This is a genomic window from Xanthomonas arboricola, assembly GCF_003353015.1.
Classification (GTDB): domain Bacteria; phylum Pseudomonadota; class Gammaproteobacteria; order Xanthomonadales; family Xanthomonadaceae; genus Xanthomonas; species Xanthomonas arboricola_E.
Genome location: NZ_QREM01000009.1, coordinates 1,426,966 through 1,442,182 on the forward strand (window position 1 = coordinate 1,426,966; position 15,217 = coordinate 1,442,182).

The 15,217-nt window shown below is 66.9% G+C and carries 10 protein-coding genes; 6 read left to right on the top strand and 4 right to left on the bottom strand.

The features are described 5' to 3' along the window. The first annotated feature begins 163 nt into the window (after window positions 1-163). From C0541_RS16635 to C0541_RS16650, 4 genes are all read left to right on the top strand, one after another. Window positions 164-1,357, top strand: coding sequence for an OprO/OprP family phosphate-selective porin (locus tag C0541_RS16635; protein WP_115050002.1), 1,194 nt, complete (start codon window positions 164-166; stop codon window positions 1,355-1,357). A gap of 241 nt (window positions 1,358-1,598) precedes the next feature. Next, on the top strand, window positions 1,599-2,927 hold the full coding sequence (locus C0541_RS16640) for a CitMHS family transporter (protein WP_115050004.1): 1,329 nt from the start codon (window positions 1,599-1,601) through the stop codon (window positions 2,925-2,927). A gap of 122 nt (window positions 2,928-3,049) precedes the next feature. After that, window positions 3,050-3,790 (top strand): acetoacetyl-CoA reductase, encoded by a 741-nt coding sequence (phbB, locus tag C0541_RS16645; protein WP_115050006.1) that lies wholly within the window; start codon window positions 3,050-3,052, stop codon window positions 3,788-3,790. Window positions 3,791-4,204: 414 nt separating this feature from the next. After that, a complete protein-coding gene (locus C0541_RS16650; protein WP_115050008.1) occupies window positions 4,205-5,236 on the top strand; it encodes a LacI family DNA-binding transcriptional regulator in 1,032 nt (343 codons plus the stop codon). Between the two features lie 154 nt (window positions 5,237-5,390). On the opposite strand, the gene C0541_RS16655 is transcribed toward C0541_RS16650, so the two are convergent. Further along, window positions 5,391-6,710, bottom strand: a complete 1,320-nt coding sequence (locus tag C0541_RS16655; RefSeq protein WP_115050010.1) for an MFS transporter — start codon at window positions 6,708-6,710, stop codon at window positions 5,391-5,393. A 267-nt stretch (window positions 6,711-6,977) separates the two neighbouring features. Here C0541_RS16655 and C0541_RS16660 point away from each other — a divergent pair, with 267 nt between their 5' ends. After that, window positions 6,978-9,434, top strand: coding sequence for a TonB-dependent siderophore receptor (locus C0541_RS16660; RefSeq protein WP_161960109.1), 2,457 nt, complete (start codon window positions 6,978-6,980; stop codon window positions 9,432-9,434). 34 nt (window positions 9,435-9,468) lie between these two features. Beyond that, on the top strand, window positions 9,469-11,388 hold the full coding sequence (locus C0541_RS16665; protein ID WP_115050014.1) for an alpha-amylase family protein: 1,920 nt from the start codon (window positions 9,469-9,471) through the stop codon (window positions 11,386-11,388). A gap of 468 nt (window positions 11,389-11,856) precedes the next feature. Here the strand turns inward: C0541_RS16665 and C0541_RS16675 are convergent, their stop codons facing one another. The 3 genes from C0541_RS16675 to rsgA form a co-directional block, all read right to left on the bottom strand. Then, on the bottom strand, window positions 11,857-12,537 hold the full coding sequence (locus C0541_RS16675) for a type 1 glutamine amidotransferase domain-containing protein (protein WP_115050018.1): 681 nt from the start codon (window positions 12,535-12,537) through the stop codon (window positions 11,857-11,859). Between the two features lie 239 nt (window positions 12,538-12,776). Then, on the bottom strand, window positions 12,777-14,039 hold the full coding sequence (locus C0541_RS16680) for a flavohemoglobin expression-modulating QEGLA motif protein (RefSeq protein WP_115050020.1): 1,263 nt from the start codon (window positions 14,037-14,039) through the stop codon (window positions 12,777-12,779). Window positions 14,040-14,041: 2 nt separating this feature from the next. Next, entirely contained in the window at window positions 14,042-15,133 is a 1,092-nt protein-coding gene (gene rsgA, locus C0541_RS16685) for a ribosome small subunit-dependent GTPase A (protein WP_115050022.1), read from the bottom strand. Window positions 15,134-15,217 lie beyond the last annotated feature (84 nt).

Genomic DNA, 15,217 nt, shown 5'->3' on the forward strand with positions numbered 1-15,217 from the left:
AAGCTTCTTTCGCTCTTGCCAATCCCCAATCCCGACTCCCCAATCCCCGCCCCACACGACAGGTCCATGACAGCTTCGCCGGACTAGGCTGCCGCCAACGCGCCGCAGTGTGCTTGTGCGGCGCATCGCTGAACGTGATTCACACATGTACCTGGGAGGGTCTGTGAGCAACGACACCTTGCGTCTGCGCGTCTTCACCGCCTGCGCTGCATTGTGCCTGGCACCGGCGGCGCAGGCGGCCGAGGGCGACGGTCCGGTCACCGCCGAGGTGGGTGGGCGCGTGCACTGGGACTTCACCATGTTCGACAACGACGAACGCGGCACCCCCGAGCGCAACGACACCCAGTTCCGCCGCGCGTGGCTGGATGTGGCGGGCAAGTTCTACGGCTTCACCTACAAGGCCGAGGCGGAATTTGCCGGCCTGCAATACGAGTCCGGCAGCCGCGGCATCCTGGCGCGCGATGTCTACATCGCCAAGAAGTTTTCCGCCGGCACGCTGACCGTGGGCCAGTTCAAGCAGTACTTCTCGCTGGACGACCGCACCGGTTCCAACTACGGCCCGTTCCTGGAACGCGGATATGCGGCCACCACGCTGGCGCCGATCTACCGCAAGGCGATCTCCTGGCAGGCCAATCGTCCCGATGCGACCTGGTCCACGGCGGCCTACAGCCTGGAAAGTATCGACAACTCCTCCACCAAGGGCGGCGCGCTCGGCACCCGGCTGACCTTCGCACCGGAGATGGGCGAGGCGCGGCTACGCCACCTGGGCGTGTCGCTGGCGCACGAGCGCTATTCGCATCCGGGTAGCGGCGGTGCGGCGCCCCTGCTGATCCGCCCACGCCCGGAAAACGACCTGGCCAACAACAGCCGCATCACCCTGGCACGCTTTGCCGATGGCCGCGATACCGATGTCGACAAGTGGTCGCTGGAATACGCCGAAGTGCTGGGTCCATGGTCGTGGCAGAGCGAATTCAGCGGCGGCCTGCTCGACGACGGCTCCCAGCATGCCAAGGTGCTGGCCAGCTACGGCCTGGTCAGCTGGTTCGTCACCGGCGAGTCGCGCGGCTACGACCGCAAGACCGGGCGTTTCAGCCGCATCAACACGCCCAATCGTCCTTCCGGTGCATTCGAGCTGGCCCTGCGCTACGACTACATGCGCGGCGACCAGCACCTGGATGGCCAGCCCGATTTCATCAACGCCAGCACGCAGTCGTGGACGCTGGGCGGCAACTGGTACTTCAAGCCGAACCTGCGCGTGATGCTCAATGTGATCGACAGCCGCAACCGCGACCGCAGGGTCGATGCGGTGGTCGATCACACGCTGGCGGTGACCGGCCGGTTCCAGTACGACTTCTGATGACGGGCATGCGCGCACCAGTAGTCAAGCCGACCGGAACCAGCCGGCGCGCTGCGCAGCGCAAGCGTGGCGCCGCTGTCGTCACCGCCGCTCCGGCACACCGACCATGGCGCTCTTTGCAGCACGCGACGCTGCGCCCAGCCGCCGCACATACTCCGCACCCGCCTCATCGCCACTGCGTGTCCTGCGCAGCGGCGCGCTCCACTCTCCCCCTGCTGCACGCCTCAAAGGATTTGCCCGCATGCTGACCGCGCTCGGTTTCGGAATGGTGATCACCTTCATGTACCTGATCATGAGCAAGCGGCTGTCGCCGCTGGTGGCTCTGATCACGGTGCCGATCGTGTTCGCGCTGCTGGGCGGCTTCGGCACCGGCATCAACGAGATGATGCTCGACGGCATCAAGAAGATCGCGCCCACCGGGGTGATGCTGATGTTCGCCATCCTGTACTTCGGGGTGATGATCGATGCCGGCCTGTTCGACCCGCTGGTCGGCCGCATCCTGCGCCTGGTCAAGGGCGATCCGCTGAAGATCGTGATGGGCACGGCGATCCTGGCGATGCTGATCTCGCTCGACGGCGATGGCTCCACCACCTACATGATCACCGTGTCGGCGATGCTGCCGCTGTACCAGCGCCTGGGCATGAACGCGCTCAATCTCACCTGCGTGACCATCCTGGCCAGCGGCGTGATGAACCTGACCCCGTGGGGCGGCCCCACCGCGCGCGCCGCCACCGCCCTGCATGTGGATCCGGCCGACGTGTTCGTGCCGCTGGTGCCGGCGATGGCGATGGCGATCGCCGGCATCCTCGCGCTGGCCTGGTTGTTGGGCATGCGCGAACGGCGCCGCCTGGGCGTGGTGCGCCTGCCGGCCGACGGCAACTGGCTGGACACCAGCATCCCGGAGGAAAGCGATGCGCTGCCGCGGGTGGAAGATACCGAGGACATGAAGCGGCCCAAGCTGCTGTGGGTGAACCTGCTGCTGACCCTGGCGCTGATGGCCGCGCTGGTGGTGGGCGTGCTGCCGATGCCGGTGCTGTTCATGATCGGCTTTGCGCTGGCGCTGATGATCAACTATCCCAACCTGGCCGAGCAGCGCCGCCGCCTGGTCAATCACGCCGGCAATGTGCTGTCGGTGGTGTCGCTGATCTTCGCCGCCGGCATCTTCACCGGCATCCTCTCCAACACCGGCATGGTCGAGGCGATGTCGCGCAGCTTCCTGGCGGTGATCCCGGACAGCTGGGGCCCCTATCTGGCGGTGATCACCGCGATCGTCAGCATGCCGTTCACGTTCTTCATGTCCAACGACGCGTTCTACTTCGGCGTGCTGCCGATCCTGTCCGAGGCTGCCGGCCACTACGGCATCACCCCGGTGGAAATGGCGCGCGCCTCGCTGGCCGGGCAACCGGTGCATCTGCTCAGCCCGCTGGTGCCGTCGACCTACCTGCTGGTGGGCCTGGCCAAGGTCGACTTCGCCGACCATCAACGCTTCACGCTGAAGTGGGCGGTGTTGATTTCCCTGTTGATGCTTGGCGGCGGGCTGGTGTTTGGCCTGTTTCCGCTGGCGCGCTAGCCGCGCGCCGGGATTCGGCATTCGGGATTGGGGATTCGCCCAAGCCAGAGCGAACCAATGCCCGCTGTTACGAATCCCCTCATCCCCAATCCCGAATCCCAAACTCCGAAGGAGTTCAAGCAATGACACTTCGCATCGCATACGTCACCAGCGGCATGGGCAGCGTGGGTACCGCGATCTGCCAGAAGCTGGCGCGCAGCGGGCATACCGTGGTCGCCGGTTGCGGGCCCAATTCGCCGCGCAAGACCTCCTGGTTGCGCGAGCAACGCGAGCAGGGCTTCGAGTTCGTCGCCTCCGAGGGCAACGCCGCCGACTGGGAGTCCACCGTGGCCGCCTTTGCCAAGGTCAAGGCCGAGGTGGGCGAGATCGATGTGCTGGTCAACAACGCCGGCGGCAGCCGCGACACCTTGTTCCGGCAGATGAGCCGCGACGACTGGAATGCGGTGATCGCCAGCAACCTGCACTCGCTGTTCAACATCACCAAGCAGGTGGTCGACGGCATGACGTCGCGTGGTTGGGGACGCATCGTCAACATCGGCTCGGTCAGTGCGCACAAGGGCCAGATCGGGCAGATCAATTTCGCCACCGCCAAGGCGGCGATGCATGGCTTCAGCCGTGCGCTGGCGCAGGAAGTCGCCTCGCGCGGGGTCACCGTCAACACCATCTCGCCGGGCTATATCGCCAGCGCCTCGATCAGCAGTTTCCCGCCCGACGTGCTCGACCGCCTGGCCACCTCGGTGCCGATCCGCCGGCTCGGCAAGCCGGCCGAAGTCGCCGGGCTGTGCGCCTGGCTCGCCTCCGATGAAGCCGCCTACGTGACCGGTGCCGATTACGCGGTCAACGGTGGCCTGTACATGGGCTGAGAAACGCCGGGAAGACGGCGAGCGATCTTCAGGGGAGTGCCGACAGCGCGCACGCGCCGGCCTGCGGGTGGTGCGTGCCGGTTCCCAACGCCGGCCACGTCGCCAGGCGCTGAGCGCCGTCGCTCTCATGGTCGCGCTGAAGCTTCACTGCTCTAAGCTTCACTGCTCTAAGCATCACCACTTTAAGCATCACCGCTCCAAACAGCACTGATCTGCAGCATCGATGATCTGCGGCTCACCACCCAGCAGGCTCACGCTCGTCGTGGCCGCTGTCATGCACGCCGCGCCTGCCCTGCGCTTGCATGCAGGTGGGTGATGGCGCCTGACCAGCACGCACAAGCGACCGCCACTGCGTCGATCAACCCGTCTCCAGCGCGAACTGATTACACTCGGGTTTTTCCGCACTGCGCTGACATGGCCAAACCTTCAGAACGCGCCACGCCGGGTGCCCGCCCGCAGATGGCCGACATCGCCCGCATGGCGGGGGTGTCCGAATCCACCGTGTCGCGCGCCCTGGCCGGCAGCCCGGTGGTGGCCGAGCGGACGCGTGCCTACATCAAGCAGATTGCCGCCGATGCGGGCTACCAGGTCGATCCGATCGCGCGCAGCCTGCGCGCCAAACGCTCCAATACGGTGAGCGTGGCAGTGCCGATGATGCATGCGCTGGACCAGCCGCTGTCGGATCCCTTCATGATGACGATGCTGGCACTGCTGGCCGAGGAACTGACCGGGCGCGGCTACAGCATGCTGCTGTCCAAGCTGGACCGGCATCAGGACGGATGGGTGGAACAACTCGCACGCGGCAGCCGCTCCGATGGCGTGATCGTGCTGGGGCAAAGCTCCGAGCATGCCGCGCTGGACGAAGCCGCACGCGATGGCCTGCCGATGGCGGTGTGGGGCAGCCGCATCGACGGGCAGTCGTACATCAGCGTGGGCAGCGACAATTTCCAGGGCGGCGCGCTGGCCACCGACCATCTGATCGCCAGCGGCCGTCGCCGCATTGCCTTCCTGGGCGATGACCAGTTGCCCGAGGTTGCGCCGCGCTTTGCCGGCTATCGCCACGCGCTGCAGCGGCACGGGCTGGACTTCGATACGCGGCTGCACGCGCGCAGCCACTTTCTCAGCGAGGACGCCTACCGCCTCACCCGCGCCATGCTCAAGAAGACCGATCCGCCGGATGGGCTGTTCGCCGCCTCCGACGTGATCGCCGTCGGTGCGATCCGCGCCCTGGTCGAAGCCGGGCATCGCGTGCCGCAGGACATCTCGCTGGTGGGCTTCGACGATATTCCGCTGGCCGCCTACAGCCAGCCACCGTTGACCACGGTGCGGCAGGACCTGGGGCTGGCCGCACGCCTGCTGGTGGACCGGCTCTTGGCGCTGATCGGCGGCGAAGCGGTGGAGTCGGTGGAGATGCCGGTGAAGCTGGTGGTGCGTGAGTCGGCGTGAGGCCGGGAATGGGGATTGGGGATTGGGGATTGGGGATCGGGAATCGGGAATCGGGAATCGTAGGAGCGCGTGTCGGCGGCGGGTTGCACGCAATCGGTTGCTGCTACCACGCTGCTTTTCTTAGTGCCGTGGCAGTACGGCACTGCCGCGGCGGCTAGGCCGCCACGGCCCTGGGCTTGCGGACGCGTACGCACAGCATCGCCACCGCCGCTGCCAGCATCAGCGCGCCGGCCAGGCGGATCACGTTGCGCGGGTCGCCCTGCAATAGCCACGCGTAGTACAGCGGCAGGGTGACGATCTGGATCAGCATCGGCAGCACGATGAACAGGTTGAACAGCCCCATGTACACGCCGGTGCGCTCGGGCGGAATGCTGTCGGCCAGCATCAGGTAGGGGTTGCCCATCATGCTGGCCCAGGCCAGGCCGATGCCGACCATCGGCAGCAGCATCAGCCAGCGGTCCTGGATGCCGGGCAACACCCACATGCCCACGCCTGCCGCGACCAGGCAGGCCGCATGCGTGTACTTGGGGCCGATGCGGCGCACCACCGGCACCATCGCAAACGCGGCCAGGAACGCGATGAAGTTGTAGAACCCACCGATCTGCCCATTGACCAGGCCGGCCTCGCGGAAGCCATGCGAGGTGGCGTCGGTGGTGCCGAACAAGCTGGTCGACAGCGACAACACGATGTACTGCCAGTAGCAGAAAATCGCATACCACTGGAACAGCATCACCGGCGCGAGCTGGCGCATGGTCGGCGGCATCGCGCGCAGGGCGGTGTAGATTTCGCGCACGGTGGCGCCCAGCCCGGCACCGGTCTGGCGCATCCGCGCGATCTCTGCCGGCGCGATCGCCGGCTCGCGCACACTGCGCGCGGTGAGCAGGATCGAGGCCGCAGAGAACCCCGCACCGATCACGAACGCGGCGATGGTGACGTAGGGAATGTGGTGCGCATTGGCGGCGTCCTGGTTCATGCCCATCCACACCAGCAACGGCGGGGTCAGATAGGCCAGCGTCTGCGCAAGCCCGGTGAACGCGCTTTGGGTCAGATACCCCAGCGGCCGCTGCGGTGGCGCCAGCACATCGCTGACCAGGGCGCGGTATGGCTCCATCGCCACGTTGTTGGCCGCGTCCAGGATCCACAGCAAGCACACCGCCATCCACAGCGCAGTGCTGAACGGCATCGCCAGCAGGCACAGGCTGCACACCAGCGCGCCCAGCACCATGTACGGCATGCGCCGGCCCCAGCGGGTCACCGAGCGGTCGCTCCACGCACCGACGAACGGCTGCAGCACCAGCCCGGTGATCGGCCCGGCCAGCCACAGGTACGGCAAGCTGGCGTGATCGGCGCCCAGATAGTTGTAGATCGGGCTCATGTTGCTCTGTTGCAGGCCGAAACTGTATTGCACGCCGAAGAAGCCGGCGTTGAGCGCCAGGATGCGCGCGAAGGAGAACGGAGTGGCGGTCGACGACATGCGGAGCCCTGGGCATCGGTGCGGCTCCCAGTGGCCGCAGCGCACTGTACCCTGCCGTCTTTGCAATCGATTGTAACGCTGCGCCGCAACACGCTTTCGCTTACAGATACATGAGCTCGCCGAACCAAAAGCAATGCTGCATTGCAGGATTGCAATCGATTGTATTGGGGCGTATTACTGCGCTCGCACTGCAGGCCACACGGCCACTCCCTGGGAGGGGACGATGCAGGCGTCGGCCTACCACCATCCGTGAAAGAGAGAACCGCAATGCCCACCTTGCACACCCTGCGCCTGCACGCCCTGGCCTGCGCGGTCGTTTCCTGCCTGTGCGCGCCTGCCGCGCTGGCGCAGGACGCGACTACCGCCGCATCCGACACGCCGCCGGCCGCCGACAGCGCCGCGGTCAACCTGGATTCGGTGTTCGTCACCGGCACTTCCACCGCCACCACCAAGTTGAAATCCAGCGTGTCGGTCAGCACCGTCGGCGCCGAGGCGATCGAACAGTCGGCGCCGCGCAGCACCGCCGAAATCTTCCGCAACATTCCCGGCATCCGCTCCGAATCCAGCGGTGGCGAGGGCAACGCCAACATCGCCGTGCGTGGCCTGCCGGTGGCCTCCGGTGGCGCCAAGTTCCTGCAGCTGCAGGAGGACGGCCTGCCGGTGATGGAGTTCGGCGATATCGCCTTCGGTAACGCCGATATCTTCCTGCGCTCGGATTTCACGATGGATCGCATCGAAGCCATCCGCGGCGGCTCGGCCTCGACGTTCACCAGCAATGCGCCCGGCGGCATCATCAACTTCATCAGCAAGACCGGCGACACCGAAGGCGGCAGCGTCGGCGTGAGCCGCGGCCTGGATTACGACAACACCCGCGTGGACTTCAACTACGGCGCCCCGTTTGCCGAACACTGGCAGTTCAACATCGGCGGCTTCTTCCGCCAGGGCGACGGCGTGCGCGATGCCGGCTACACCACCGACAAGGGCGGCCAGCTCAAGGCCAACCTCACCCGCCTGTTCGAGAACGGCTACGTGCGTGTCTATGGCAAATACCTCAACGATCGCGCCGCCGGTTATCTGCCGGTGCCGACCTCGGTGCGTGGCCGCGACGGCTCGCCGGACCTGGGCGGCTTTGCCGGTTTCGATCCGGGCAACGACACCTTGTACAGCCGCAATTTCCGCAGCGATGTCGGCCTGGACGGCAACAACCGGCCGCGCCGCACCGACCTGGGCGACGGCATGCATCCGATCTCGCGCACCATCGGCGCCGAGGCCTGGTTCGACCTGGGCAACGGCTGGAACCTGAGCGAGAAGTTCCGCATCGCCGACAACAGCGGCCGCTTCGTCAGCCCGTTCCCGGCCGAGGTCACCGATGCCGCCACGCTCGCCGCCTCCATCGGCGGCGCCGGCGCGCAACTGGTGCAGGCCACAGGCCCCGACGCCGGCCAGGCCTACACCGGCAACGCGATCCGCACGCATCTGTTCAACGTGGCGATCAACGACCTGGGCAACGTCACCAACGACCTCAGCGTCTCGCGCGAGTTCGGCGGCGACGGCCGCACCCTCAACCTGCGCATGGGTTACTACACTTCGCGCCAGACCATCGACATGGACTGGACCTGGAACTCCTACGTGCAGACCCTGGGCCGCGATTCGCGCCTGCTCAACGTGGTCGATGCCGGCGGCGTGTCGCGCTCGCAAAACGGCCTGTACGCGTACGGCACCCCGTTCTGGGGCGATTGCTGCATCACCCGCAGCTACGACGTGCGCTACGACGTCAACGCACCGTATGTGGCACTGACCTTCGACAGCGGCAAGTTCAGCATCGACGGCAGCCTGCGTTACGACATGGGCGATGCGCGCGGCAACTATGCCGGCACCGCGATCGCGCAGAACCTGGACGTCAACGGCGACGGCGTGATCCAGCCGGTGGAACAGCGCGTGGCCACGGTCGACACCGCCAACGCGCGGCCGGTGGATTACGACTGGAACTACCTGTCGTATTCGTTGGGCAGCAATTACCTGATCAACGACGACCTGGGCGCATTCGCGCGCATCAGCCGCGGCGCACGCGCCAATGCCGACCGCCTGCTGTTCGGCGTGGTCCGCGACGACGGCTCGGTCTCCTCCGACGAAGGCGTCAACGTGGTCCGCCAGGCCGAAGCCGGCCTGAAGTGGCGCCGCGACGGGCTGAGCCTGTTCGCCACCGCGTTCTCCGCACGCACCGAGGAACAGAACTTCGAAGTCACCAGCCAGCGCTTCTTCAACCGCAGCTACGAGGCGCACGGCGTGGAGCTGGAAGCCAGCTACCGCTACGAAGGTTTCACCGTCAACGGCGGCCTGACCTGGACCGATGCGGAGATTTCCAAGGACCAGATCACCCCGGCAAACACCGGCAACGTGCCGCGTCGCCAGGCCGACGTGGTGTGGCAGTTGACGCCCAGCTATCGCGGCGACGGCTACCAGTTCGGCGTCAACCTGATCGGTACCACCGATGCCTACACCCAGGATTCCAACCAGCTGAAGATGCCCGGCTATACGCAGGTGAACCTGTTCGGCGACTACCGGGTGACCGACGCACTGACCGTCGCGCTCAACGTCAACAACCTGTTCAACGCCTTCGGCCTGACCGAGGCCGAGGAAGCCAGCATCCCGGCCAATGGCATCATCCGTGCGCGCTCGATCGCCGGCCGCACCACCAGCATCAGCCTGCGTTACGACTTCTAAGGACCCCTCGCCGGGCTGGTCCCGGCGCTTTCCAATGAGCACCTCCCCCACCGATCTCACTGCAGTGCGCGCGGCCTTTGCCGCGCCGCTGGACCCGCAGCGTGCGAGCACGCTGTTGCCGCGCTTCGACCGGCACGCGCCGCGCCTGCTGGATGCCCTGCACACCCTGTACGGCGCACGCCCCGACACAGCGGCCTGGCTGACGCAGTGGATGACTGCGTTGGGCAGCCTCGCACAGCAGCGCCCGCAAGCGCTGCAACAGCTGGACGTCATGCGCCAGCCCGGCTGGTTCGGCGAGCAGCACATGCTGGGCTACAGCGCCTATGTGGACCGCTTCGCCGGCACGCTGCAAGGCGTGGCCGAACGCGTGCCGTATCTGCAGGAGCTGGGCGTGCGCTATCTGCACCTGCTGCCGTTCCTGCGTGCACGCGCTGGCGATAACGACGGCGGCTTTGCGGTCAGCGATTACGGCCAGGTGGAGCCGGGCCTGGGCAGCAACGACGACCTGGTTGCGCTGACCACGCGCCTGCGCGAGGCCGGCATCAGCCTGTGCGCCGATTTCGTGCTCAACCACACCGCCGACGATCACGCCTGGGCGCAGGCGGCGCGGGCCGGCGATGCGCGCTATCTCGACTACTACCATCACTTCGCCGATCGCACGCAGCCCGATCAGTACGAAGCCACGCTCGGGCAGGTCTTCCCGCACACCGCGCCCGGCAACTTCACCTGGGTGGCCGGCACCGGCCGGTGGATGTGGACCACCTTCTATCCCTATCAGTGGGATCTGAACTGGAGCAACCCGGCAGTGTTCGGCGAGATGGCGCTGGCGATGCTGCAGCTGGCCAACCTGGGCGTGGAGGCCTTCCGCCTGGATTCCACCGCCTACCTGTGGAAGCGCCCCGGCACTGACTGCATGAATCAACCCGAGGCGCACACCTTGCTGGTGGCGCTGCGCGCGGTCACCGACATCGTTGCGCCGTCGGTGGTGATGAAGGCCGAAGCCATCGTGCCGATGACGCAGTTGCCGCCCTATTTCGGCAGCGGTGCCGACCAGGGCCACGAATGTCACCTGGCCTATCACAGCACGCTGATGGCGGCCGGCTGGTCGGCCCTGGCCTTGCAACGCGGCGACATCCTGCACAACGTCATCGCGCACAGCCCGCCACTGCCGGCCAACTGCGCATGGCTGAGCTATGTGCGCTGCCACGACGACATCGGCTGGAACGTGCTGCAACACGAAGCCGCCGGCAACACCGCGCAGCCGCCGTTCGCGCTGCGCGATGTCGCGCGCTTCTACGCCAGCCAGGTGCCGGGCAGCTATGCGCGTGGCGAGAGTTTCCAGAGCAGCGGCGACGGCGTGCACGGCACCAACGGCATGGCCGCAGCGCTGGCCGGCATCCAGGCCGCGCAGGAATCGGGCGACGCGGCAGCATTGGCCCTGGCAGTGGATCGGCTGGTGTTGCTTTATGCCATCGCCCTGGCGATGCCGGGTGTGCCATTGATCTATATGGGCGACGAACTCGCCTTGCCCAACGACATCGGCTACCGCGACGATCCGCAGCGTCGCCACGAAGGCCGCTGGCTGCATCGCCCGGCGATGGATTGGCAGCGTGCAGCACAGCGCGATGCTGCAGCCAGCGTGAGCGGCACGGTGTATCGCCGGTTGCGTGGATTGATCCGGCAACGTGCTGCGCTCCCCGCACTGGCTGCCAGTCAGGCGCTGGGCAGCATTGCGCTGGGCGATGCACGTCTGTTTGCGTTGACGCGTGGCGATGACTTCCTGGCCGTGCACAATTTCGGCGAGCAACCGCTGACGGTGGAGCTTGCCGCACTTGGGGGAGGCCGGTGGAAGATGCTGGCGGATGGCAGCGAGGCGGCTACCGAATCGCTGAGCGATGCCATGCGGCTGGTACTGCCGGCTTATGCGGTGCGCTGGCTGGAGCGTATTGCTTGAACGAGATGGTGCAGGCGCGTAGCGCTCCTGCAGCACGGACGATGTGCGGCTAGAGCGGACGATCTGTGACCCGGCTGCAGGGCCCTTGCCCGCCCGCCACCGCGGGATACGCTGCGAGTCTTGCAAGCCCTTGCGCGGCATCCAGGCTGCGCAAGGTCCCGCGACGGCGTGCGGGCAAGGACCGGTCGGGATGGCCGGCGCGCTTGGTTGCGGGCACTGGCTTGCGTCAGCTGGCGGATGCTGCGCCAGTCTGAAAGCGCAGCATGGAGACCGCTGGAAACGCCTGCGCTCCCTGTCAGACGGGTGCGGCCGGCGCTCGGTACCGGGGTGTATCGCGCTTGCACTCGGTCGCTGCGCACCGTCCGCGCCGCGCCGACGAGTGATCGCCACGTTTTGTTCGCCGCTCCACATCAGTAGCCGTGGGGTCTTCCGGTGGCCGCCCGTGCGTCACCGTGGGGCATCGCAGGATCAGCGCTTGGACAACTCGAGCAGTGCCTCGGCCGCCTTCTCCGACGACGCGGGATTCTGGCCGGTAATCAGCGTGCCGTCGGTGATCACATACACACCCCAGTCGGCGCCTTTCTCGTAACGTCCGCCGAGCTCGGTCAGCACGTCTTCGACCAGGAATGGCACGATCTTGGTCAGGCCCACGCCCTCTTCCTCGCTGTTGGTGAAGCCGGTGACGCGGCGGCCGTTGACCAGCGGCTTGCCATCGCTGCCCTTGACGCGGCGCAAGACACCCGGTGCGTGGCAGACCAGGCCGTGCGGCTTGTTGGCTGCGGCGAAGGCCTCGATCAGCGCGATCGAATCCGCGTCTTCGGCCAGGTCCCACAGCGGACCATGCCCGCCCGGATAGAACACCGCATCGAAGTCCTCGGCCTTCACGTCCGCCAGGCGATGCGTGCTTGCCAGGGCCTTCTGCGCATCGGCGTCCTGCTTGAAGCGCTTGGTCGCTTCGGTCTGCGCGTCGGGTTCGTCGCTCTTGGGATCCAGCGGCGGCTGGCCGCCCTTGGGCGAAACCAGGGTGATGTCGGCGCCGGCATCCTTGAAGACGTAGTACGGCGCGGCGAACTCTTCCAGCCAGAACCCGGTTTTCTTGCCGGTATCGCCGAGTCGATCGTGGGAAGTGAGCACCATCAGGATCTTCATCGCATTGCCTCGCATCATTGCCCGTCTCGGGCGAGGCGATCAGTGTCCGGATCAGCCCGTTGCAACATCGTGTAGAACGCGTCTGCGCCACGCATGCGGTTCAGCGCCACCTGGGGCGGCCATGCAGTCAGGGCGGGTAGTCTGCGCCGCGCGGCATCCACGAGTGACGTGCGACCACCGAGGTCGCGGCGCGCGTTCCCAGTGACCCGGCAAGTGGTCGCAACCGCTGGTAACGACGCTCAGACATTCATCGCCGGCGGCTGCAGCTGATCCATGCGGATGCGATTGGCGAACAACGAGAACGCCAGCATGCCGGCCAGCCCGCTGACCCGGCTCACCCACGGCGGCAACCAGCGCGGGGCGACCAGCACGCCGCTGTCGAACAAGGGCGCAAGGCGCGCCACATCGCCCAGGGCCATCTTGCCGGCGAACAGGTAACGGCACAGCTGCAACTGGTCGCGCTGCAGGGCATGCCGGAAGAACGTATGCACCGCGACCAGCCCGCGCAGGTACACCGTGTCCTTGGTGAAGGCGCCGCCGCCGGAAGTGGGGACGCCGCGGAACACGCGCTGCGCCGAGGAAAAGCTCTCCGCCGCGCTCTGACCACTGACGCTGAAATAACGGAAGACCTCGATGAAGTCCGCGCCGGCGCGCGCCATCGCAATCGCCTCGATACGCAGGCTGATGCGTTTCATGCGTTCGATATCGATGCTGCCGGTGATCTGCTCGGCAAACGTCGCCAGGCCTTCCTGCGTCGCGGTGGTCCGCGGCGAGGAAATGCCCAGGCTGGGCAGATGCAGCTGCGCGCGGCCGTTGAGCGCGGTGAGCGAATGCACCAGCGCTTCGTGATGGAACAACTGCGCGCGGTCGTAATCGCTGAAGGTCGCACCGCTGCGCAGGCGGATGCGATGCGCGCCGGCCGCCGCCTTGGCCAGCAGATCCGGATCCAGCGTGACGGTGATGACGCGCCCTTCGAAGAACCCGTCCAGATCGTTCTGCAACTGCATGCGCAAGGCGGTGGCCGACACCGGCACCTGCTCTTCCGGCGCCAGCAGCTCGCGATCCAGCTCCTGCGCGATCTGGATGAAATGCCGCGCCGCCTCGCGCGTGCTCGGGCCATTGCCCGGCATCGGATCGTCGGGCACGCCGAACAGCTGCGCCGAGTAATCGCTGACCGCCGCAGTGCCCAGCGACTCCAGCAGGCCGGCGGCCAGATCCCAGCTATGGGTCGAATCGATCAGGTAGGCGCCGATCGGATGGTGCGGGTCGGCCGCCCTGGCGATCGCGGACAGTTCGCGCCGGGTCTCGGCAAAATCCAGCGCCGGGTATTCCACCTGCGGCAGCTCCGGCTGCCCGCGTGCCACGCTCTGCAAAAATGGCTCCTGCAGCGAGCGTGGCCAGCTGGCCAGCGCCAGCAGGCGCACGCCGCGTACGGCCTTGACCAGGCGCGCATCCAGCGCCGCGTGGTGGACGATGTCCGGCGGGCCCTTGCGCAACGGCATGCTCAGCGTCGCCCGGTGCGATCGACGCTGGCAGGCCGCCGGCCCGATCCCTTGCCCCGGTTGTTCTGCGCCAGGCGCGTGGCGAGCTTTTCGGCCGCTGCGGCCACTTCCACGCGCAGCTTCATGTAGTTGGACACCCGCTCCGGGTCCAGCGTATCGGCCTCGATCGCCGCACGCACCGCACAACCAGGCTCGGCGATATGCGCGCAATCGTTGAAGCGGCATTGCGCCGCCAGCGCCTCCACATCGGAGAAGCCGCCTTCGGCAAGATCTTCCTCGCCGGTCGGCTTGAGCTCGCGCATGCCCGGCGTATCGATCAGGCAGGCGCCACTCGGCAACGGAATCAAGGCGCGATGGGTGGTGGTATGCCGGCCGCGCGAATCGTTCTCGCGCACCGCATTGGTCTTCATCTTCTGCGACCCGAGCAAGGTATTGGTCAGCGTCGACTTGCCGGCACCGGACGAGCCCACCAGCACCGCGGTGCGGCCATCGCCCAGCCACGGCCGCAGCGCCGCCACGCTGTCCGGATCCTTGGCATTGACCGCGCGCAGCGCGATGTTCTGCGCCTCCAGCTCCTCCAGCACCGCCAATGCATCCTCGGCGTATTCGGTCTGGTCGGCCTTGGTCAGCACCACCACCGGCTCGGCACCGCCACCGCCGACCAGCAGCAGATAGCGCTCGATGCGGCGCGGATTGAAGTCCGCATCCAGCCCGCACACGATGAACACCGTATCGATATTGGCCGCGATCACCTGCTGGTGGTAATGCTCGCCGGCCGCACCGCGCTTGATCGAGGTACGCCGCGGCAGCAGCGCCACGATGCGCTTGCCCTCCATCAGCACCCAATCGCCGACCGCCGCCCGCTCATGGCTGGGAAACCGCGGCCGCTGCCACTCCGGCAACGACTCGGCCTTGAGACTGGCCTCCGGGGTATCGGCCACCACATAGCCGGTACGGTGCTGCTCCACCACCCGCGCCGGCAGCGCCTGCGGATGCGCGGCGAAGACCGCCTGCCAGGACGCCTCTTCCGGCGGCCCGGGCCAGGGCCAGCCGATGGATTGGAGGGTGGGGTAATCGGGGGCTGCGTTGCTCATGGGGCGATTCTAGCTGGCCGGCCGCAGTGGCTTGTGCATTCGGCCCCGTGCCTGGCCTGAAGCGCCCCTTGACATCGTTGCCGA

What these genes read in the sequence shown, in the direction of transcription:
- C0541_RS16640 (WP_115050004.1), top strand. Translation starts at nt 1,599, where the DNA reads ATGCTGACCGCGCTCGGTTTCGGAATGGTGATCACCTTCATGTACCTG.
- phbB (WP_115050006.1), top strand. Translation starts at nt 3,050, where the DNA reads ATGACACTTCGCATCGCATACGTCACCAGCGGCATGGGCAGCGTGGGT.
- C0541_RS16665 (WP_115050014.1), top strand. Translation starts at nt 9,469, where the DNA reads ATGAGCACCTCCCCCACCGATCTCACTGCAGTGCGCGCGGCCTTTGCC.
- C0541_RS16660 (WP_161960109.1), top strand. Translation starts at nt 6,978, where the DNA reads ATGCCCACCTTGCACACCCTGCGCCTGCACGCCCTGGCCTGCGCGGTC.
- C0541_RS16675 (WP_115050018.1), bottom strand. Translation starts at nt 12,537, where the DNA reads ATGAAGATCCTGATGGTGCTCACTTCCCACGATCGACTCGGCGATACC.
- C0541_RS16655 (WP_115050010.1), bottom strand. Translation starts at nt 6,710, where the DNA reads ATGTCGTCGACCGCCACTCCGTTCTCCTTCGCGCGCATCCTGGCGCTC.
- rsgA (WP_115050022.1), bottom strand. Translation starts at nt 15,133, where the DNA reads ATGAGCAACGCAGCCCCCGATTACCCCACCCTCCAATCCATCGGCTGG.
- C0541_RS16680 (WP_115050020.1), bottom strand. Translation starts at nt 14,039, where the DNA reads ATGCCGTTGCGCAAGGGCCCGCCGGACATCGTCCACCACGCGGCGCTG.
- C0541_RS16650 (WP_115050008.1), top strand. Translation starts at nt 4,205, where the DNA reads ATGGCCAAACCTTCAGAACGCGCCACGCCGGGTGCCCGCCCGCAGATG.